The organism is Rhizobium sp. USDA 3886 (assembly GCF_056279785.1).
On sequence record NZ_JBWCDC010000001.1, the window covers coordinates 1,904,550 to 1,922,264 of the forward strand.

Below are 17,715 nucleotides of genomic sequence, written 5' to 3' on the forward strand. Positions count from 1 at the left end.
AGTTAGTGTCTGTCACATTGATCCATAATGGCCTACAATTGGAAAACATCATCCCAAAGTTGGCACAATGCTCGATCTCAACGATATCCTGGTGTTTGCCCGCGTCGTCGAAGCCGGCAGTTTCACCGGCGCCGCGCGCCTGCTCGGCATGCCCAAGACCACGGTCAGCCGCCGCATTGCCGCGCTCGAGCGCGAGCTGGGCATCCGTCTCATCCAGCGCACGACGCGCAGCCTCAGCGTGACGGATGCGGGACGTCTCTACTACGATCGGAGCAGCCAGGCGCTGCGGACGATCGAGGATGCGAACCTGCGCCTTGCGGAAGCGCGGGCGGAGCCATCGGGAACGATCCGGATATCCGCGCCCGTCGGCTTCGGCGGCTTCCTCTCCGGCACGGTGTCCAGCTTCCTTGCGATGTATCCGAAAACCATGGTCGAACTGCGCCTGACCGACGACAGGCTCAATCTCGTCGAGGACAGCATCGATCTCGCCTTCCGCACCGGCATCCTCCCGGACTCGACGCTGATCGCCCGCAAGCTCGGCTCGACGCATCGTATCCTGTGCGCCAGCCCGGATTATCTGGTGCGCCTTGGCGTGCCGGAAGCGCCGGCGGACCTTGCTTTCCACCACTGTGTCATCGCGGGCCTGTCGACGACCAATGCGCACTGGGTTCTGGAGGGGCCGCATGGCGAGGAAAGCGTCATGGTGTCCGGACGCTTCGCCGCCAATGAAATGCAGGCGGTGATTGCCGCTGCGATTGCTGGCTACGGCATCGCCCAGCTGCCCGACAGGATGGCCGAAGCGTCCATCACGGACGGGCGGCTCTGCCGCGTTCTCGGCGATTACACGACGCCGGCCGGCGGCCTTTATGCCGTCTACCCGAGCAGCCGGCACCTTTCGCCTGCGGTCAGGGCATTCATCGAGCTTGCGGCGGAGCGATTGAGTGCTGCCGGAGCCAGCGACAATGAGAATGGCAGGGGTACGGCCGTATCAAGCTAGGTCCGGCTCAGGGCGCCAGGCGGAATTCTCCGCTCTCCACCGCGCCGATCACCTGGCGCAGTACGTCCTCGCGGCTCAGCCCCTCTACCGGAAGAGCGTGCCGTTCCAGCTCTCCCAGCAAGGAGAGCTGCTGGTGCAGCTCCGCAATCGGCCCGGGATCGGCCAGCGTATCACCGCCGCGCGCCTTGCAGCGCCGGATCGCCTCGTCGAGCGCTGGACGCAGGACGAGGTAGGGAAAGCGCCCTGAAGGGCGCCAGGAACCAGGGCCCGACGATGCCGTCGAGGATGACGTAATAGCCGCCCCTGGCATAGCCTTCGGCCGCCTTGGCAAGAACATCGATCACGATCCTGTTCTGCTCACGCGCTTCCGGCAGATAGGGCGCGATTACGCCGTTCTTGATGAAACACCAGAAATCGTCCGACTGGAGATGCACCTTGGACGAGCCGGGCTGACTTGCGAGCGCCTGTGCCGTGGTAGTCTTTCCCGATCCGGGCGCACCGGTCAGGATCAGAACTTCGCCTGCGTGATCGATCATGCGCGCGGTGTAGCATGACGGGGTGATCGTTCAAAGGCCGGCAAGTGGGTCGAGGCGTCACGCCTCGTAGCGATAAAGCGCCGCGCGGTTGAACGGGTCGATTTTCAAATCCGCGACAGCAAGCCGCGCCGAGCCCCGGTAATCGTTCGCGGCCTCGCAGGTGGCATTGACCAGCATCGTCGTCCGCGTCTTGCTGTCGTAGGGACGCCATTCCGGCATCCGGGCGTTGTTGGGATTGCCGGAGCGGGCGAAACTGACGAAGGCCGCCATCATGTTGAGGGAGGTCTCAATCGGTGCGGCGCCCGGTCCGGCCATCGCGCCAGCCTTGTCGACGTTTCCGAATGCGAAGGGAATGTCGACCGCGTGTGGTGACCCGAGGACGTCGCCCTGGAACGGAATCGCCCAGTTGAAGCTGTACATGTAAACGGGGGACTGCCCCTCGGCGCCCGACTTCGTCTCGGCTGCGGTCGTAAGCGGCAGTCGGAACTGCACGTCGGAGGCGACCGCGACCAGGATGTCCGACGGCGTCATGTCCGGATCGGTCCTACGGTAGGCCGACATGATCGCGCCGATCTTCGCGTCATCGACATTGAAGACCTTGCGCATCCGCTCACGCATCTGCGATTCGGTCAGCTCGAAATTGCGCATGTCGCTCATGAAGAACAGGGTGGATTCGGTTTTGGTCGACCCCAGCAGCAGCGGCACCTTCGCATGCATCGCCAGGCCATCCGGGCTCATGGGCCGCGTAACGATGTGCCGGCCGTCGATCACGGGCCGCGCCCCTTCGAGGCCCGACTTGGACGCGGCCCGGGTCCGTGCCTCGAGCAGGGTTCCGAATGGGACATCCTGGATGGCCGAAAGGTTGTCCCTGCCGAGACCGAGTTGCGAGACCAGCGCGTTGACATAAGGCTCCATCATCGATGCCTCGTCGACATTGAGGCCAGCCGCGCCGCTCATGCTAATCGCGCGGTGGAAGAGACCCCGAGCCTCCGGCATCGAGAGAAGGATCATGATTTTCGATCCGCCGCCTGACTGCCCGAAAACGGTCACGTTGCCGGGATCGCCTCCAAAGACGCTGATATTGTCCCGCACCCACTTCAAGGCCGCGACGATGTCGAGATGGCCGGCATTGGCCGCGTCCCCGAAGCTCTCGCCATCCAGGTGGGAGAGATTGGTGTAGCCGAAGACATTCAGCCGGTGGTTGATCGTCACGACGACGACATCCCCGAAATTGGCAAGGTTCGTGCCGTCAAGGCCTGCACCGCCACCGCCCCCGTTGATGTAGCCGCCACCGTGAATGTAGAACATCACCGGCCTGCGCGCGCCTGCGTCGAGGCCGGGCGTGAAGACATTCAGAACGCAGCAGTTCTCGCCGAGCGGCTCGTTCTGGTCATACCATTCGAACATCGGACCCTTTCCCATAGTCGTTCGCACTTGCGGGCTGAGCGCGCCATAGCGTGTTGCATCAAATTCACCGCTCCAGTTCGGTACCGGCTGCGGGGCCTTGAACCGGTTGGCTCCGGACGTGTTGGCGGCGTATGGAACGCCTTTGAAACTGAAGACCCCCGTTGTCATACACACCGCGCAATATGCCATTCGCGATCCTTATAGCTGCCGGTTCGGCGGCTTTTGCGCGGCCCGCGGCAAACAGGGCCGGCGATGCAAGGGCCGCCGCCGCGGCCGAAAGGAACTGGCGTCTGCTCGGGTGAGGAAGGGAGTTCAAATTCATGGCGTCCTCCGTGACGAAGCCTTCTGCCCGAATGTCCGGACATGGATATTCCGCTTGTCCCGAAAGTAGAGCCTTCGATATACGTTGATTAGATCCTGCAATCGGCATGAACTTGTTAGGAATTCTAAACAATGGAAAACGGCGGTTATGACTCGCTAGCGGCCTTTGTGGCGGTCGCTCGAGAGCAAAGTTTCACCAGGGCAGCGGTCAAGCTGGGTGTCTCGCCGTCCGCGCTCAGCCAGACGATCCGCAACCTTGAAGATCGGCTCGCCATGCGCTTGCTGGCGCGCACGACACGCAACGTTTCCCCGACGGAGATCGGAGAACGCCTTCTGCAGACACTCGCGCCGCGGTTTCAGGAAATCGAGGCGGAGCTGGCGCGCTTGCATGACCTGCGGGATAAGCCCGCCGGTACCATTCGGATCACAACGAATGAACACGCAGCCGAAACAATCGTCTGGCCTGCCTTGGAAGGCCTGATGCAGGAATATCCCGATATACGGATCGAGATTACGTCCGATCCGTCGCTTGTCGACATTGTTGCAGACCGTTACGACGCGGGCATACGGCTCGGCGAGCAGGTGGCGAAAGACATGATCTCTGTGCCTATCGCGCCTGATATGCGCATGGCAGTGGTTGGATCGCCGTCCTACTTCGCCAGGCGTCCGCCTCCAGCCACGCCGCAGGATCTCACGGCGCATGAATGCATAAACATCCGGCTGCCGACTTCGAAAGGCCTTTCCATCTGGGAATTCGAGAAGGACGGCCGCGAGCTGAACGTTCGCGTCGAAGGCCGTCTCGTCTTCAACAGCGGTCGGCTCAGGCTGCGGGCAGCAATGAACGGATTCGGCCTTGCCTACATGCTCGAAGACCATGCGCGAGACTATATCGCCGACGGCCGGCTTGTCCGCGTGCTGTCCGACTGGTGCCCACCCTTCCCGGGTTACCACCTCTATTATCCGAGCCGCCGCCAACACTCGCCGGCCTTCGCACTGGTGGTGGAGGCCCTGCGGTATCCGAAGTGATTTGGTCCGCGTCGGCGACGGATTGGCGAACTACTAAGGCCGCCCTTGGCGCCGAACCGCCCTCACCCAGCCTCAAATCGCCCCAATCTCCTTGAGCTTCTTCAGCACCGCCTCGTTGGGCTCGCCGGTTTCGGGCAGGTTATAGTGCTTCTGGAAGCGGCGGATGGCGGTGCGGGTTTGTTCGCCGGCCACGCCGTCGACGCCGACATTGGCGTAGGCCATGTTGGAGAGGCCCTTCTGGATCTTCAGCACCAGGTCGGCATTGGTGAGTTCGGGCGGCGGCACCTGCTTCGGGGCGGCCGGCGCGGTCTTGATCTGCTTTTCGGCACTGCGGATGGCGGCCGCGACCGGGTCTTCGGCCGAGGCTTTCGAGGTCACGTCCTCGCGCGGCTTCTCGGCGGGAACGGCTAAGGGGCCGATGGAATCGGTCCTGAGGGCTGCAAGCACGTCGGGCGTCGGATTGCCGCTCTGCGGCATGCCGACGGTTTCCTCGAAGAACAAGATGGCGGCGCTGGTGCGCGGGCCGATGATGCCGTCGGCCGTGCCGTTATAGAGGCCGCGGCGGATGAGCTCCTGCTGGATGTCCATGACGAGCTGGCTCGGCTGTTCTCCGGTTGCTGCGGCCGGCGGCGTCGCATTGGTGGTCGCGGCAGCGCCCTCGTCGCCCGGACGCTCGATCTTGAAGGTCGTGACCTCGTTCGGGTGCGGTTCTTCGACGGTTGGACGGCCGATCGAGAACGGCGAGAGCACATCGCGGGTGCGGAAGAAGGGGTGCGGATGCGTGCCCGGCTGATACCAGAGCGCGTTGGCGGCGACGAAGCTGAAGATGACGATGAAGGCGGTGGTGCCGCCCGCCACCGACGGATTGCGCGCAATGACGCCGCCGAGCGCCGATGCACCCGTCATGCCCACGCCGCCTAAGGCGGCTGCCCCTGTGAGAAGCAGACCCGGCTGCTGCCGGCCTCTCCTTCCCTTAGGCGATTTTCGCTTGCGCGCGACCATCGAAAAGCCCCTCTTCCAGTCCGGCAACATTGGTCGCCGTAGCCTTCAGGCGCGGCGGGAAATCGGTGGCGGCCCCGTCCTTTGCCGCATGTGCGGCATCGGCGCCGGAGCCATCCGCCGCGATCGAAATGGTGATGATCGTGCCTTCGCCGGGGACGCTGGCGATCGCGAAGTGGCCGCCATGTAGCGCCACGAGGCCCTTGACCAGCGACAGGCCGAGGCCCGTGCCTTCATAATGACGCGTATAATCGTTCTGCACCTGCATGAAGGGCTGGCCGAGCGTTGCGAGCCTGTCGGCGGGAATGCCGATGCCGGTGTCACTGACGCTGATCTGCAGGATGCCGTCCCGAACCGCCGCGTCGACGGTGACGGCGCCGCCCGCATCGGTGAACTTCACGGCATTGCCGACGAGATTGATGAGTATCTGCTGGACGGCGCGCTGGTCGGCGACGACCTCGTCGAGGCCGCGCTGGATGCGGCTCGTCAGCGTCACGCCCTTGGCCTTGGCCTGCAGCGAGAGCATCGCCTCGCAGGAGCGGATCGAGGCGCCGATATCGAAAGGTTCTAGCAGCAGTTCGTAGCGGCCGGCCTCGATCTTACTCATGTCGAGCATGGTGTTGACGACGGAGAGCAGGTGCGCCCCGGATTCGCGCACGAGGGTCACGTATTCGCGCTGCCGCTCATTGTCGAACTTGCCGAAATATTCGCCGAGCAGGATATCGGAGAAGCCGAGGATAGCGTTCAGCGGCGTGCGCAGCTCGTGGCTGACGGCGGCGAGGAAGCGCGACTTGGCGTCGTTGGCCGATTCGGCGTCGTCAGCCCGGCTCCGGGCTTCCATGCGCAGCTGCTGTTCGACCGAGACGTCGCGGAGCTGGGCGACGACGGCCAGGAGTTCGCCGTCCTGATCGCGCCGCGCCGTCATGTCCATTCTGAGATGCGCGAACTGGCGGAGATCGCGGAAGACGCAGGGACGGTCGAGGCGAAGGTCGACGCTGGCGCTCTCCTCGCCCTGGCGCAAGCCGTCGAGCGCCTGCAGGAAGAGGATACGGTCGGAGACATGCACCTGCTCGATGAAGCCCCTGCCCTTCGGATCGCGCATCCAGGCGAGGAATTCGCGGCAGTCGCGGCCGCCGGCGGTGGTGACGCTCCCCTGTGGATCGAGGAAGAGGACGAGACCGGCGCTGGTTTCCAGGAAGAAATCTTCGGCGGGCGCTGCGGCGACGGTTGCCGCAGCGGCGCCCTGACGCGCAAGCGCGATGCTGCCGACGGCGGAAAAGAGGAAGGCAGCGCAGACGGTCGCGACGCCTGCGGGCAGAGCAACGGCCGGGCTGGTGACGAAGGAGAGGCCGGCCGGCGCGGCAACCAAGGCTGCGGAGGAGAGGAAGACGAGGCGGCGCAGGATCGCAAGCTCTCGCTCGGCAACTGCTTCGCCGCTTCCCGTGCGGGAAAGCCAGCCTGCCGCTGCCCGGTCCACGAGGGCTGCCGCCCGTCCGCCAATGTCACTCAATACTTGCACGCAATACCCGCCGAAATGGCTCTTTAGACACCCGGACAATAGGCCTCGGCGGCTTAAAGAAAGGATAAGGCAACGTGGCTCTCCACAGCCGAAAAACCGCAAAAATCCCATTTTGAGCCATCCGCAGAGCTCTTCGGGTTTTGTGGTTAATAGCGGGTAAGCGGCGGATTTCGCTCGCATTTCGGCTTTGCGTTAACCTTTGTGGCACGCTGCCCTTAGGGAATCCCTGCAATTACAGCGAGCCGCCCCGGCCATGCTTAACGCCGATGGCTACAATTTGACTGAAATGCGGTCCGAATGCCTTTATTTAAAATTCGAATTAAATTTGCCGCAAATGCCATCGAGTTTCGAAAAGTGGCATTCGCATTTCCCCGCTAGGGTGAAAGCACACCGGAAAACCGGGCCTGATTCGGCAAGAAGACCGGACGGGAAAACAGGATGGGCAACGACGATGTGGTTTCTGATCAAAGGATCGTTCTGGTTCGGCCTTGTGCTGGTAGCGCTGTCGCTCTTCAGCTCGGAGAGCTCGACACGGCTTGCCAGCGACCCGCAAATCCAATTCTCCGACGCCTTCACCGCCGCAAGCGGCGCCTATGACTATCTGACCGGCATGTGCAGCGAGAAGCCGGAGGTCTGCGCCAAGGGCGCCGAGACGCTGACGGCCCTCGGCTACCGGGCCCGCGAAGGCGCCCGCGTCGCCTACGAGCTGCTGGACAGCCAGTTCGCCGACGACAAGACGGCCGCGCCGAAACTTGCGGAGGCGACACCGGCCGCACCGCTTGCCCCGGCTGCCGCTGCTCCTTCCATAAAGGAAGAAAAGGCTACCGCGCTGAACCAGCCGATGCCCTACCGCCCGCCGGTCGATGACGAATCGGCTTCCGACCAGGTCGTGACTGGCGCCATTCCGCTGCCGACGCCGAAGCCGGTCCTTTAAGAATTCCGCGGAAGCTTTCCGCCCCAAGCTTGCACCGGCGGGTCCGCATGACGCGGAGACGCCCTGTGCCTGACGTGCCTGCCCTGTTTGATTTCAGCATTTGCTGCGCCGTGAGGATGCCCATCCTTCACGGCGTTTTTTTATGCATTCGAGGGATTACGCGGGCCGGCGGAGGCTTTTCCTTCCTGCCGCTCCTGCTGGTTCGTTTCGGCTATGCGACGCAAATGCCGGGCACCGCGACTTTCTGGAACAGGTGCGGGGAAGCGACGGCCGAAGACGGATACGCCGTAAGTTTCGCCCTGAACTCAGGATGGGCGAAGGCAGCCTTGAAGGCGGCAGTCGATTCCCAGACGGCATAGTTCAGGTAGGTCGGGCTTTCGCCGATCGCGCGGTGAAGCTGGGTCGAGATGAAGCCCGGCTGCTGCTTCATGAATGCAGCATCGTCCTGCCAGGCTCGGCAGAACGTCTGCTCGTCCGCCTTATCGAGCGTAAAGACGTTCACGAGCACGACGGGCGAAGCATCGACCGCAAGCTGCCGTTCGATCGGGAAAGTGGGATCCAAGGGGCGCATGAGAGGCATGATGACAGGCTCCATTGATGTCAATCGGGTTTGATGCCGACCTTCCCTTCGCTTTAAGGGACCGTGACAGCCATCGAAAGCAAGCCGCTTCCATGGAGATATTCCACGAACTCGGAAAGCGGGATGATGGCCAGAATGAAGAGAGCGTCCCGGGACGTCACCAGCAGTGCCTTTGGCGAAAAGGCACGCGCCTGCCCCCAGTCGAGCTTTGAAAAATCGGGCCAGAACAATGGCGTGCGACGGGCATATTCCTCATATCGCTCACCGAACAGGTGAGACAGATACCGTGCCTCCCGCTCCGCCGTGCATTCGAACACGAGATAGGCCAGCAGTGTAAAGATTGCCATGGCAAGCAAGCTTCCGAACACCAGGCAGACGCCGCTGATCGCAACGAGGGAGGAGACGTAGAGAGGATTACGGGTCACCGAATAGGGCCCATCGGTCACAAGCTCCGCATTTTTCAGTCCTCCCACATAGATGATCGACCAGATGCGCCCGATAATGCCAAACGCGATCAGCAATATTCCGAGCTGATCGAAAATGGTCAGAATGAGGCTTTCGACGGGAAGGCCAGACCGCGCAACGAGGTGGAAGGCGATAAACGCTGCGGTGAGCGCCCAAAGGACCTGGATTCGCCGCTTTTGCTGGAAGGGACGATCCGAGGAGGTGGTACAGCAGGTCATATATTGTCCGACTCCGTAAATGTTCGACTGTCAGAAAACCTGGCGCCGGCACCCTTGATCTGCGGACGATCGCGCCTGTGCAGGTCAGACCCGCCAACGCCTGAGCGGTAGAGCGGCATGACAGTTTTATTCATTATGGTTGTATGGTGTCGAATTGGTACGACGGACACATACATATTTGACATTACGATGTCAATACGGCAATATGGTGGCAAATGAACGGTGCAATACGAACGACAGCCGGAATCGCTTTGACTGACCTCATCCTCGACCTGTTCAGGGTCAGCGGCCAAATGCTTGCCGCCGGAGACCGGCTGGTCGCCGACCTGGGCCTGACGAGCGCGCGCTGGCAGATCCTCGGCACGATTGTCGCGGCGGATCGGCCGCAGCCGGTCGCCTGGCTCGCACGCGATCTGGGAGCCCACCGCCAGAACGTGCAGCGCATCGTCAACGATCTGGAGAAGGAAGGGCTCGTCGCCTTCACGGCCAACCCGCATCACCGGCGGGCGCAGCTCGTCGTCCTGACGGACAAGGGAAAGCAGATTTACCACGCGGCCATGCAGCTGCAGGCGCCCTGGATCAACGAGCTGGCGGAAGGGCTTCGGGTCGAGGACATTGAAACGACACGCAGCGTCATGTCGGCGCTGCGCGCAAAATTGGAAGGAAACGCCGAGGCTGAAGAGCAGGCCTGACCGCCATGGCGCGATCAGCGACGGGCTGCTCGGGCGGATGTGGTGCCGCGGCTGACGCCGTAGCATTCGCAGCCTGACCGGGCGTTTTTCTTTTTAATGGTTCAAAAGCAGTGGCAGTTCACCTATATCACTGATAACAGTGAAAGGCCCGCATATGGCATCTCTCGACGAGATCATCGACGATTTCTCCTTCCTCGACGACTGGGAAGACCGCTACCGCTTTGTCATCGAACTCGGCAAGGCGCTGCCGGACCTGCCGGAGGCGAAGAAGACGTCCGCGAACAAGGTGATGGGCTGCGCCAGCCAGGTCTGGCTGGTGACGCATCCCGAAGGGGATCCGGAAAATCCGGTGTTGATCTTCGAGGGCGATTCCGACGCGCATATCGTACGCGGCCTCGTCGCCATCGTGCTCGCCACCTATTCCGGCAAGAAGGCTTCGGAGATCGTCGGCCTCGATGCTTACGATATCTTTTCGAAAATCGGCCTGGTCGAGAACCTGTCGTCGCAGCGCTCCAACGGGCTGCGGTCGATGGTGAACCGGATCCGCGAAGAAGCGCGGGTGAGAGTTGCGGCTTAAGCGCGCCGTCATTCGTTCGGCAATGCGCTGGTCTCGCGCGGAAACAGCCTGATCAAATGCGTCCGCTCCATCTGCAGCCGTGAAGGGACGGACATGATATTCTCTTCGAGGCATAGCGTAATGTCGCTTGCCAGAGCCTCGGGAATCTCGATGCCACCGGCCTTGAGCAGTCGATGCTCCATCGCCGCAAGGGAGGCAACGGCACCATTGCAGCCGTCTGCGGAGAGTTCCGCCATACGGGTTCTGCGCTCGGCGGCATTGGCGGTCTGAATGCGCTCCCGCTCCCGATAGGCGGCGATCTGCCCCCATGCCAGATAAAGGGTCGCGGAGATGCAAAGGAACGCGACGAGAGGGCCGGTCCTCATGCTTCGCCCGCCCGAACGGTATTGCAGTTGGCCGCAACCGGCACCGCATGGGTGCCGGCCGCGATATGCATGACGTAGCGCTCGGCGGCGTCAGCGAGGGCCAATGCAACCTCGCCCTCCAGCCACCCCGCGTTTGCCGCTTCAATCGCGACCTGCTTTGTCAGATGGTCGAAGGCGCAAGCACATTCATTCGCGCGCCGGACATCGTCGATGTCGAAGGTGGGTGGGCTTATGTTCATGTGCGCCTCTGACGTCGCTTCAGTGAACGATCCCGGAAAGGGAGGACGGAAGGCCCTGAATGGCAAAACGGTGAAATGGCGAAACGGCCGGAGGCATGGCGGCGACACGCTTTGCCTTGCCGAAGTGACGGTCGAGTTCGCCTGCAAGCTTGGCGGGCGAGGTCGTGCCGTCCTGGAACAGCCGGACGAGTAGCAGTGCCGCAGCATTAAAAGTCGGAGGCTGCTCGAAAAGCATATCGCCGGTATAGCCAGCATCGCTCAGCACCTGCTGCAGCACGCCAAGGTCGTCGTTTGTCAGATATTTCATGGTGACTTCGGAAGACATGCAGTCCTCCTTTCGGTCGGGGCTAGGGCAGGACAGGCCCTTAAACAGCAGCGCCCGGGAAAATGGCTGCTGGAGCCGGGACAGTGCGCTTTCAGGAAAAACAAAGCAAATGATATCTTTCGCATTCTCTTATATATAGCCAGGCAGTTCGCGGCGGTGGAGCGGAACGCTGCGTCAGACTTGTTTTGAACACAATGGCCGCCTATATGAACCCGCGTCGGCATGGCTGATTGAGCGCTTGAACGAATTCGAAGCGCTCGCGATGCTGGCAGTCGCTTCAGACTTTTGACCACGGATGTACTGGCACTGGTGTGAGAAGCGATGATGAGGAAGGTCGGTGCGATTTCGCCCCGGCCTTTTTTATTGCCTCACTCTCCGGGCGCGAGAGCCTGCCGCCGCAGTGCCACGGGGGAGCAGCCGCCTTGACAAAAAAAGTTGTCAATGCGGTAAAAGCCACATGCTTGAACTTGACGTCATCGAGGCGCCCGCTGCACTGGTGCTGGATCCGATCAAAGCCCGGCTGCTGGCCGAGCTTGCGACACCCGCATCGGCTGCCTCGCTCGCCGATCGGGTGGGGCTCACGCGCCAGAAAGTGAACTATCATCTGAGGGTCCTGGAGGACCACAAGCTGGTCAAGCCGGCCGAGGAACGTAAATGGGGCGGCCTCACCGAACGCCTGATGATCGCGACCGCCTCGTCCTTTGTCGTCTCGCCGGCGGCGCCGGGGGGCCGATCGGAGCCGATCCGGCCCGCAACAACGACCGGCTTTCAGCCAGTTACTTCATCGCGCTGGCGGCACGCATCGTCCGCGACGTCGGCAACCTGTGGCGGACTGCCCGCAGGAGGATAAGCGTCTCACGACCCTTTCGATCGACACGACCATCCGCTTCGCATCGCCTGCCAAGCGCGCCGTCACGGCCGACCTCGCCGAAGCCATTGCAGCACTGACGGCCCGCTATCACGACGAAGGAGCGCCGGGCGGGCGGCCGCACCGGCTTGTGATCGCCTCCTATCCGGCGCCCGACGAGATCAAACCCTGAAAGGAAACCCCCATGCCCATCAAGAAGGATGACACCGGAAACCACTGGGTGGAGATGGAGCTGATTGTGCCTGGCACGCCTGAGGGAGGCCATCGCGACAGGCCCCGGCGCGCCAATAAAATCGAAGTCAGGTGGAGGACCTGGTCCGAGGGAACCTTCAGGCGGGCCTGAGGGCGGAAATGCGTCCGGTCCGGACAATAGCCTCGAAGGGCAACTCTAGGACTGCTCCGTTGCTAGAGAGCAGTTCGTCGTATCCGCCCATCGCTTGGAGGATTCCTCGGCGAGCGCAGCCAATGTGACCTCGCCAAATTTCGCCAGCAAAATGGCTTCCGCCTCATGCATCGCCCCGGCAAGCGAGGCGTTGACGGCCTGCTCGATGACGCAGTTCGGATTATCGCCCGCCAGGCCGATCGAGAAGAGTTGCGGCGCACCCAGGGCATTGTGGATGTCGAGCAGGGTGATCTCCCGCAAAGGGCGCGCAAGCACCCAACCGCCGCCGTGCCCCTTCTCGGAGCGGACATAGCCCTGATCCCGCAGGCCGGCCATCGTCCGGCGCACGACAACCGCATTGGTGCCCAGCATCGCTGCAATGGTTTCGGATGTCGCCGCACCTTCGTGGCGATCCATGTGAACAAGCACATGCAGCATGCGGGATAAGCGGGTGTCGTGTCTCATGGCTGATTCATCTCGTTTGCGGATCACAGATGTAACAGAGACATGATCATGTAACAATATTAGTTGCATGACCATTGACAAAGCTATTTCACGTAACTTAAAAAGTTTCATGATAAACGTCCGGCTGTCGCGCCGGGCGATGAAACGGAACGAGTGTGAAAGGATTGTTTATGCAGTTCGACGTCATCATCATCGGCGGCAGCTTTGCAGGCATTTCAGCGGCCCTGCCGCTCGCCCGTGCCAGACGGAAGATCCTGGTGATCGATGCCGGCGAGCGCCGCAATCGCTTTGCCGCTGCCTCGTACAATTTTCTAGCGCAGGACGGCCGTGAACCCGGCCTGATCGTATCCGAGGCGCGCGAACAGCTCGAACGCTATCCGACTGTCCACTGGCTGAATGCCAAGGCTCAAGCTGCAAAGAGGACCAGCAATGGATTTGCCATCGAAATCGATGGCGAGCCTATGAAGGAAGGAAAGCGTCTGATCCTGGCAGCAGGGGTTGCCGATCGGCTGCCCGCCATTCCGGGCCTTCAGGAGCGCTGGGGAAAATCCGTCTTCCATTGCCCCTATTGCCATGGTTACGAACTGAATCAGGGGCGGATCGGCGTCATCGCATCCGGGGAGCATTCCATGCATCATGCCCTGATGCTCCCCGACTGGGGCGAGACGACTTTTTTCACCAACGGTGTCTTTGTCCCGAATGCCGATCAGTCGGCGCAATTGCGCGGGCGCGGGGTCACGGTCGAGACGACACCAGTGCGCGAGATCGCAGGGGATCGTGCGGATGTTTGCCTGGAGGACGGCAGGATCGCCGCAATGGACGGTCTGTTCGCCCTGACGCAGACTTCGGTGCAAATTCCATGGGCTGAGCAACTGGGCTGCGCGCTCGAAGAGGGGCCGCTCGGCCAGTTCATCACGACGGATGCCGTAAAGCAGACAACCGCGAAGGGCATCTTCGCCTGCGGCGATGTCGCAAGAGCCGCAGGATCCGTGGCTCTCGCCGTCGGTGATGGGGCGCTCGCCGGAACGGCAGCGCACCAGTCGCTGATGTTCGGGAGCGATTGACGCCTTTTACTGTCCGCGCCTAGTCGGCTCAGGCGATATACGGCGAGACACGCAGCCGCCTTCGCGCCGGCAGGTGGCTACTGCCACACAAGCGCGTCCTTCATGTCCGGATCGTTTCTGGTCTCTTTTGCCTGAGTGCAGGCCTTGCTCACGTCTTTACCTATGGCACTGAGTTCACCAGGCCCTTCATCGGCTTCTGGCGACCATGGCGAGGATGATTTCGAAGAGTTCGTCCTGCGCCTGCCTGGCCGTGATCTCGCCGGCCGCGGCGGCATAGGACAGGGCCTCGGCGGCACCGAGCATCGCGCGAAGGCCGGCTGGAGCTATGGTGCCGGCGGCGGCGAAGGGCGCAAGGACGATGCGGCATTGCTCCATGAAAACCGCTTCGCATTCGCGCTTGACCTTTTCGAGCTCCGGGGAACTGGCCAGGGCAGCGATCACGCCGGGTATCTCGCGGCCTTGGGCAAGCACGCAATCGACATAAGAAGAGGCAATCACCGCCGCCCTGCCCGTCAAAGTCGGTTCACTCGCCCGAAGTGCTGTTTGCATGAGCGCCGTCTGGCGCGCGTCGAATTCCCGGTAGAGCGCTGCAAACAGTCCTGACCGCGTGCCGAAATGGTCGTAGACGACGGGTTTTGCAACGCCGGCCTGCTCGGCGAGCCGTCCGAGCGTCAGGGCTTCCGTTCCCTCCTCCCGAACCACCGCCCACGCGACATCCAGAAGCTGGCGATGCCGACTGTCCCTCGTCAGGCGGCGGCGCAGCCGGGGAGCGGGCGTCTGTTTTCTTGTCTCGGTGCTTGACACATTAACCTACCAAACGTAGCCTACTAAAAGTAGCTTACTAAAAGTATATAAGCTCTGACCTGCGTCCGCAATCAGCCTGGGAGCCTTCGACATGCACGCGCTCATCATTCTTGCGCATCCCGATCCCAAGTCACTCAGCCACAGCGTTGCCGCACATGTTGCCGAAGGTGTGGCACTCTCCGGTCCGGATAATAGCTTCGAAATCGCAGACCTTGCGGCGGAGGCTTTCGATCCCAGGTTCACCGCGGCCGATATCGCCGTCCATCGAAGGGAGGCGCTGCCGCCCGCCGATGTGATAGCCGAGCAGGCGAGGATCGATCGCGCCGATGCGCTTGTGCTGGTCTATCCCGTTTACTGGTGGTCCATGCCGGGACTTCTCAAGGGATGGATCGACCGCGTGTTCGCCAACGGCTGGGCTTACGACGAAGGCCAAGATACCAAGCTGGTGAAGAAACTCCGCCACCTCCGCATCCATCTCGTCGGCATCGGCGGCGCTGACGCCGGGACCTATGCGCGGCATGGCTATCTCAGCGCCATGAAGACGCAGATCGACCATGGCATCTTCGATTATTGCGGCGCATGCGTCGTGACGTCCGAGCTGCTGCTCGCATCCGATGGACGGTATCCCAAGGTTCATTTGGACACTGCACGCACGATCGGCCGCAATATCTTCAGCGCGGCCAAGCAATGCGAGGCGGCAGACGCGGCGTGAATAAGAAACGTTCCAAACCGGCATGCCGCCCGGCGTCACACCACCGCAACTGTTGTGACGTCTAATCGCATAATGACCAACCGCGCCCTTGTTATCATCGACCTCATCAATGACTACCTCGACCATTGGAGCGCAGACAAAGCAGCCCGGCTGATCGGCGAAACCAACACGTTGGCTATGGCCTTTAGAGAAGCCGGGTTACCCGTCATATGGGTGCGGCAGGAATTCCGGCCTGATCTCAGCGACGCCTTTCTCGAGATGCGGGACAAGAACCTCAAGATCGCGATTGAGGGAACTTCAGGCGCCCAGCTTCATGCCAGCCTCAATTGGGAGCCAGGCGATACGATCATCGTAAAGAAACGCTACAGTGCGTTCTTCCGGACCGAACTTGAAGAAATTCTGTCGGCGATGGGAGTTGGCGAGCTGGTATTGTGCGGCATCAACACGCACGCTTGTATTCGCATGGCCGCTATCGACGCCTACCAGCGCGACCTTCGCGTGGTCCTGGCGGAGGAATGCATCGATTCCTATGATGCCGAGCATGGACGGGTCTCGGTTGATTACATGAATGGTAAGATCGCCAAGGTGGCTACTGTTCCCGAGATAATCCAGGCTCTCCGCCCGCTTCAGGCCACGAAAGTCGTGCAGTGAAAGCCGTCAGCAGCTTCGATGCCACCAGGACTTCGGTGCCTGCGAGGCCTGCTGAGCAAAACAACGTCGTTTGATCGCGCGCCTGGCGGGCGGGCAGCTTGCCGCTGACGATCGCTGCAAAATCAACCAGGCGCCCGGCATCGGGTGATCCGTACAGGAAGAACGGGGCCTTATAGACCTCCGTCTGCTCCAGAGAGTCGGTCGCGATAAGGTGGGCGGCAGCGGCGATATCCAGGCCCAGTTCGCTCTCACCCAAAGTCTTCGGGCCGACGGTGTTGATGTGAACTCCGGGTTTCAGCCAAGCTGCCTCCATCACCGGCGTTCGGCTGGTCGTGGCACAGATGACGATATCGGCCTCCCGTACAGCCAGCTGCGGCAAATCCACGGGCTCCACCGGAATGCCTAAACGCTGCTCCATCTCCGCTGAGAATGTGCGGCGGTTCTGCTGGTGGCGGCTATAGACGCGAACAATAAACAGCAGACATGGAGGGCGGCGCCGGAAGGCTCCGGTCCCATGGCCTCGATCGCACGGTTGACGGCAGTGCGGGCGGCAACGGCGCTGTCGGTAAGCTCGGCCATGGCGCAGCGCTCGCCCTTGAGGCGTCCGGACAGCGCGGCCGCCAGGAGGAGGTGACGCGCGGCTGGAGCTGCGCCTGGGTGAAATCCGCTAACAGGCGCTCGCCGGCGGCAAACGCCTCCTTCGGCAGGAAGGGCGTGGCCCTTGTCCCTCAGCCGCGGCAGCGCGGCAAGCGGCGATTTGGCCTCGTTGATGCGTACCGATTGCTGAGGCCGCGATCTCCACGACACCGGCGTCGATGTCGCAGTGCTGCTCCAGAAAGGCTTCCTCGCGCTCGGCCGCTGCACGGCGCAGATAGGCGCTGGCCGGCGGTGCGAGGCTTGCGGTTCCGGCAGCGTCAACGACGAGGCCGAGCGAGAGGGCCTCGTCGAAAAGAACCGGCGGGACGGTACGGCGGCCTCCCACATGGCGGAGCAGCAGTCGCGCGCCCTCCCCGCTCTCCACCGCCGCCTCTCCCTTCGCCAGAAATTTCAGCAGCCGGACCATGGCTTGCGCCATCGCTTCCTTCAACCATGCACCGCACCTCCGGCGGAACAAAAAATTGAATTGGCGGTGCGTTCGACGGCGGCGACGAAGTCGTCGAACGCTGGATCCTCCCGCCTCTCCTCGACGGTCTGGCAGGCATGGCCGACCGTCGAACGGCAGCGCCCAAGGGCGCCGGCGATATCGTCAAAGGGAATCTGCAGCGCGACATGGCAGACATACATGGCGATCTGCCGGGCATGACAGAGCATGCGGCGGCGGTCGCGGCGTTCAAGAAGCCTGCCGCCGACAAGCATCACCATCTCTGCCGTGACTTCCATGGCAATCCGGCAGACGGCGCTTACCGGGAGCGTGGCGGAAGGCGGAGCATGACCTTTAAAAGAAAGAGCGGCATCATTGACGAAGGGCTGCAGGGCGTATTCGAGCCGCATGCGCGGCAAAGGCTGATTTTCGACAGGCATATATGAAACTCCCAACACGAATAGGAATTATTTCACATATCCTAGACG

At 62.0% G+C, this 17,715-nt stretch carries 24 protein-coding genes and 1 pseudogene; 10 read left to right on the forward strand and 15 right to left on the reverse strand.

Annotated features, from left to right (window positions below; all coding sequences use genetic code 11):
- The first annotated feature begins 67 nt into the window (after positions 1-67).
- Positions 68-997, forward strand: a complete 930-nt coding sequence (locus ACZ9BX_RS09890) for a LysR family transcriptional regulator (RefSeq protein ID WP_476217506.1) — start codon at positions 68-70, stop codon at positions 995-997.
- A 7-nt stretch (positions 998-1,004) separates the two neighbouring features.
- Here the strand turns inward: ACZ9BX_RS09890 and ACZ9BX_RS09895 are convergent.
- Positions 1,005-1,533: pseudogene (locus ACZ9BX_RS09895) on the reverse strand (AAA family ATPase).
- Between the two features lie 57 nt (positions 1,534-1,590).
- A complete protein-coding gene (locus tag ACZ9BX_RS09900) occupies positions 1,591-3,108 on the reverse strand; it encodes a carboxylesterase/lipase family protein (protein WP_476217508.1) in 1,518 nt (505 codons plus the stop codon).
- Between the two features lie 285 nt (positions 3,109-3,393).
- Between ACZ9BX_RS09900 and ACZ9BX_RS09905 the strand changes: the two genes are divergently transcribed.
- Complete coding sequence (locus ACZ9BX_RS09905) at positions 3,394-4,287, forward strand: LysR family transcriptional regulator (RefSeq protein ID WP_476217510.1); 894 nt, start codon at positions 3,394-3,396, stop codon at positions 4,285-4,287.
- Positions 4,288-4,359: 72 nt separating this feature from the next.
- On the opposite strand, the gene ACZ9BX_RS09910 is transcribed toward ACZ9BX_RS09905, so the two are convergent.
- Both ACZ9BX_RS09910 and ACZ9BX_RS09915 read right to left on the reverse strand, forming a co-directional pair.
- Positions 4,360-5,289 (reverse strand): peptidoglycan-binding protein, encoded by a 930-nt coding sequence (locus ACZ9BX_RS09910; RefSeq protein ID WP_476217512.1) that lies wholly within the window; start codon positions 5,287-5,289, stop codon positions 4,360-4,362.
- A complete protein-coding gene (locus ACZ9BX_RS09915; protein WP_476217514.1) occupies positions 5,261-6,805 on the reverse strand; it encodes a sensor histidine kinase in 1,545 nt (514 codons plus the stop codon). The genes ACZ9BX_RS09910 and ACZ9BX_RS09915 overlap by 29 nt, the downstream gene beginning before the upstream one ends.
- A 451-nt stretch (positions 6,806-7,256) precedes the next feature.
- On the opposite strand from ACZ9BX_RS09915, the gene ACZ9BX_RS09920 reads away from it, so the two are divergent.
- Complete coding sequence (locus tag ACZ9BX_RS09920) at positions 7,257-7,739, forward strand: DUF5330 domain-containing protein (RefSeq protein ID WP_476217516.1); 483 nt, start codon at positions 7,257-7,259, stop codon at positions 7,737-7,739.
- 211 nt (positions 7,740-7,950) lie between these two features.
- Here the strand turns inward: ACZ9BX_RS09920 and ACZ9BX_RS09925 are convergent, their stop codons facing one another.
- Complete coding sequence (locus ACZ9BX_RS09925) at positions 7,951-8,319, reverse strand: antibiotic biosynthesis monooxygenase family protein (protein WP_132559904.1); 369 nt, start codon at positions 8,317-8,319, stop codon at positions 7,951-7,953.
- A 53-nt stretch (positions 8,320-8,372) separates the two neighbouring features.
- Positions 8,373-9,002 carry a methyltransferase family protein gene (locus tag ACZ9BX_RS09930; protein ID WP_476217518.1) on the reverse strand — a complete coding sequence of 210 codons (630 nt, stop codon included), beginning with the start codon at positions 9,000-9,002 and terminating at the stop codon, positions 8,373-8,375.
- 215 nt (positions 9,003-9,217) lie between these two features.
- Between ACZ9BX_RS09930 and ACZ9BX_RS09935 the strand changes: the two genes are divergently transcribed.
- A complete protein-coding gene (locus ACZ9BX_RS09935; RefSeq protein ID WP_476217520.1) occupies positions 9,218-9,694 on the forward strand; it encodes a MarR family winged helix-turn-helix transcriptional regulator in 477 nt (158 codons plus the stop codon).
- A 154-nt stretch (positions 9,695-9,848) separates the two neighbouring features.
- On the forward strand, positions 9,849-10,271 hold the full coding sequence (locus tag ACZ9BX_RS09940; protein WP_476217522.1) for a SufE family protein: 423 nt from the start codon (positions 9,849-9,851) through the stop codon (positions 10,269-10,271).
- Between the two features lie 8 nt (positions 10,272-10,279).
- On the opposite strand, the gene ACZ9BX_RS09945 is transcribed toward ACZ9BX_RS09940, so the two are convergent.
- From ACZ9BX_RS09945 to ACZ9BX_RS09955, 3 genes are read right to left on the reverse strand one after another with little or no spacing between them, the layout of a single operon-like run.
- Positions 10,280-10,636 carry a hypothetical protein gene (locus ACZ9BX_RS09945; RefSeq protein ID WP_476217523.1) on the reverse strand — a complete coding sequence of 119 codons (357 nt, stop codon included), beginning with the start codon at positions 10,634-10,636 and terminating at the stop codon, positions 10,280-10,282.
- Positions 10,633-10,875, reverse strand: coding sequence for a hypothetical protein (locus ACZ9BX_RS09950; protein WP_476217525.1), 243 nt, complete (start codon positions 10,873-10,875; stop codon positions 10,633-10,635). The genes ACZ9BX_RS09945 and ACZ9BX_RS09950 overlap by 4 nt, the downstream gene beginning before the upstream one ends.
- A 19-nt stretch (positions 10,876-10,894) precedes the next feature.
- A complete protein-coding gene (locus ACZ9BX_RS09955) occupies positions 10,895-11,200 on the reverse strand; it encodes a hypothetical protein (protein WP_476217527.1) in 306 nt (101 codons plus the stop codon).
- 457 nt (positions 11,201-11,657) lie between these two features.
- On the opposite strand from ACZ9BX_RS09955, the gene ACZ9BX_RS09960 reads away from it, so the two are divergent.
- Together ACZ9BX_RS09960 and ACZ9BX_RS09965 are read left to right on the forward strand one after the other, a co-directional pair.
- Positions 11,658-12,050: an ArsR/SmtB family transcription factor gene (locus tag ACZ9BX_RS09960; RefSeq protein ID WP_476217529.1), complete on the forward strand. Its 393-nt coding sequence runs from the start codon at positions 11,658-11,660 to the stop codon at positions 12,048-12,050.
- Positions 12,025-12,240: a hypothetical protein gene (locus ACZ9BX_RS09965; RefSeq protein WP_476217531.1), complete on the forward strand. Its 216-nt coding sequence runs from the start codon at positions 12,025-12,027 to the stop codon at positions 12,238-12,240. Before ACZ9BX_RS09960 ends, ACZ9BX_RS09965 begins: the two co-directional genes overlap by 26 nt.
- Before the next feature lie 216 nt (positions 12,241-12,456).
- Here ACZ9BX_RS09965 and ACZ9BX_RS09970 read toward each other — a convergent pair whose 3' ends face one another.
- Positions 12,457-12,915, reverse strand: a complete 459-nt coding sequence (locus ACZ9BX_RS09970) for an Rrf2 family transcriptional regulator (RefSeq protein WP_476219959.1) — start codon at positions 12,913-12,915, stop codon at positions 12,457-12,459.
- Positions 12,916-13,085: 170 nt separating this feature from the next.
- Between ACZ9BX_RS09970 and ACZ9BX_RS09975 the strand changes: the two genes are divergently transcribed.
- The gene (locus ACZ9BX_RS09975; protein WP_476217533.1) at positions 13,086-13,979 is read left to right on the forward strand and encodes an NAD(P)/FAD-dependent oxidoreductase; all 894 of its coding nucleotides are present in this window, start codon (positions 13,086-13,088) and stop codon (positions 13,977-13,979) included.
- 186 nt (positions 13,980-14,165) lie between these two features.
- On the opposite strand, the gene ACZ9BX_RS09980 is transcribed toward ACZ9BX_RS09975, so the two are convergent.
- Positions 14,166-14,783 carry a TetR/AcrR family transcriptional regulator gene (locus ACZ9BX_RS09980; protein WP_476217535.1) on the reverse strand — a complete coding sequence of 206 codons (618 nt, stop codon included), beginning with the start codon at positions 14,781-14,783 and terminating at the stop codon, positions 14,166-14,168.
- Between the two features lie 91 nt (positions 14,784-14,874).
- Between ACZ9BX_RS09980 and ACZ9BX_RS09985 the strand changes: the two genes are divergently transcribed.
- Both ACZ9BX_RS09985 and ACZ9BX_RS09990 read left to right on the forward strand, forming a co-directional pair.
- On the forward strand, positions 14,875-15,495 hold the full coding sequence (locus tag ACZ9BX_RS09985; protein ID WP_476217537.1) for an NAD(P)H-dependent oxidoreductase: 621 nt from the start codon (positions 14,875-14,877) through the stop codon (positions 15,493-15,495).
- A 72-nt stretch (positions 15,496-15,567) separates the two neighbouring features.
- Positions 15,568-16,146 (forward strand): cysteine hydrolase family protein, encoded by a 579-nt coding sequence (locus ACZ9BX_RS09990; RefSeq protein ID WP_476217539.1) that lies wholly within the window; start codon positions 15,568-15,570, stop codon positions 16,144-16,146.
- On the opposite strand, the gene ACZ9BX_RS09995 is transcribed toward ACZ9BX_RS09990, so the two are convergent.
- Genes ACZ9BX_RS09995 through ACZ9BX_RS10010 form a run of 4 tightly spaced genes read right to left on the reverse strand, consistent with a single transcriptional unit; the run spans position 16,085 to position 17,667 of the window.
- On the reverse strand, positions 16,085-16,627 hold the full coding sequence (locus tag ACZ9BX_RS09995) for a hypothetical protein (RefSeq protein ID WP_476219960.1): 543 nt from the start codon (positions 16,625-16,627) through the stop codon (positions 16,085-16,087). The genes ACZ9BX_RS09990 and ACZ9BX_RS09995 overlap by 62 nt on opposite strands.
- Positions 16,602-16,853, reverse strand: coding sequence for a DUF6456 domain-containing protein (locus ACZ9BX_RS10000; protein WP_476219962.1), 252 nt, complete (start codon positions 16,851-16,853; stop codon positions 16,602-16,604). Before ACZ9BX_RS10000 ends, ACZ9BX_RS09995 begins: the two co-directional genes overlap by 26 nt.
- Positions 16,814-17,221 (reverse strand): hypothetical protein, encoded by a 408-nt coding sequence (locus ACZ9BX_RS10005; protein WP_476217541.1) that lies wholly within the window; start codon positions 17,219-17,221, stop codon positions 16,814-16,816. The genes ACZ9BX_RS10000 and ACZ9BX_RS10005 overlap by 40 nt, the downstream gene beginning before the upstream one ends.
- Before the next feature lie 8 nt (positions 17,222-17,229).
- Positions 17,230-17,667, reverse strand: a complete 438-nt coding sequence (locus tag ACZ9BX_RS10010) for a helix-turn-helix domain-containing protein (RefSeq protein ID WP_476217542.1) — start codon at positions 17,665-17,667, stop codon at positions 17,230-17,232.
- Positions 17,668-17,715 lie beyond the last annotated feature (48 nt).

Coding starts and splice junctions, on each gene's coding strand:
- ACZ9BX_RS09890 (WP_476217506.1), top strand. CDS start 68: ATGCTCGATCTCAACGATATCCTGGTGTTTGCCCGCGTCGTCGAAGCC.
- ACZ9BX_RS09900 (WP_476217508.1), bottom strand. CDS start 3,108: ATGACAACGGGGGTCTTCAGTTTCAAAGGCGTTCCATACGCCGCCAAC.
- ACZ9BX_RS09905 (WP_476217510.1), top strand. CDS start 3,394: ATGGAAAACGGCGGTTATGACTCGCTAGCGGCCTTTGTGGCGGTCGCT.
- ACZ9BX_RS09910 (WP_476217512.1), bottom strand. CDS start 5,289: ATGGTCGCGCGCAAGCGAAAATCGCCTAAGGGAAGGAGAGGCCGGCAG.
- ACZ9BX_RS09920 (WP_476217516.1), top strand. CDS start 7,257: ATGTGGTTTCTGATCAAAGGATCGTTCTGGTTCGGCCTTGTGCTGGTA.
- ACZ9BX_RS09925 (WP_132559904.1), bottom strand. CDS start 8,319: ATGCCTCTCATGCGCCCCTTGGATCCCACTTTCCCGATCGAACGGCAG.
- ACZ9BX_RS09930 (WP_476217518.1), bottom strand. CDS start 9,002: ATGACCTGCTGTACCACCTCCTCGGATCGTCCCTTCCAGCAAAAGCGG.
- ACZ9BX_RS09935 (WP_476217520.1), top strand. CDS start 9,218: ATGAACGGTGCAATACGAACGACAGCCGGAATCGCTTTGACTGACCTC.
- ACZ9BX_RS09940 (WP_476217522.1), top strand. CDS start 9,849: ATGGCATCTCTCGACGAGATCATCGACGATTTCTCCTTCCTCGACGAC.
- ACZ9BX_RS09945 (WP_476217523.1), bottom strand. CDS start 10,636: ATGAGGACCGGCCCTCTCGTCGCGTTCCTTTGCATCTCCGCGACCCTT.
- ACZ9BX_RS09950 (WP_476217525.1), bottom strand. CDS start 10,875: ATGAACATAAGCCCACCCACCTTCGACATCGACGATGTCCGGCGCGCG.
- ACZ9BX_RS09955 (WP_476217527.1), bottom strand. CDS start 11,200: ATGTCTTCCGAAGTCACCATGAAATATCTGACAAACGACGACCTTGGC.
- ACZ9BX_RS09960 (WP_476217529.1), top strand. CDS start 11,658: ATGCTTGAACTTGACGTCATCGAGGCGCCCGCTGCACTGGTGCTGGAT.
- ACZ9BX_RS09970 (WP_476219959.1), bottom strand. CDS start 12,915: ATGAGACACGACACCCGCTTATCCCGCATGCTGCATGTGCTTGTTCAC.
- ACZ9BX_RS09975 (WP_476217533.1), top strand. CDS start 13,086: ATGCAGTTCGACGTCATCATCATCGGCGGCAGCTTTGCAGGCATTTCA.
- ACZ9BX_RS09985 (WP_476217537.1), top strand. CDS start 14,875: ATGCACGCGCTCATCATTCTTGCGCATCCCGATCCCAAGTCACTCAGC.
- ACZ9BX_RS09990 (WP_476217539.1), top strand. CDS start 15,568: ATGACCAACCGCGCCCTTGTTATCATCGACCTCATCAATGACTACCTC.
- ACZ9BX_RS10005 (WP_476217541.1), bottom strand. CDS start 17,221: ATGGCGCAAGCCATGGTCCGGCTGCTGAAATTTCTGGCGAAGGGAGAG.
- ACZ9BX_RS10010 (WP_476217542.1), bottom strand. CDS start 17,667: ATGCCTGTCGAAAATCAGCCTTTGCCGCGCATGCGGCTCGAATACGCC.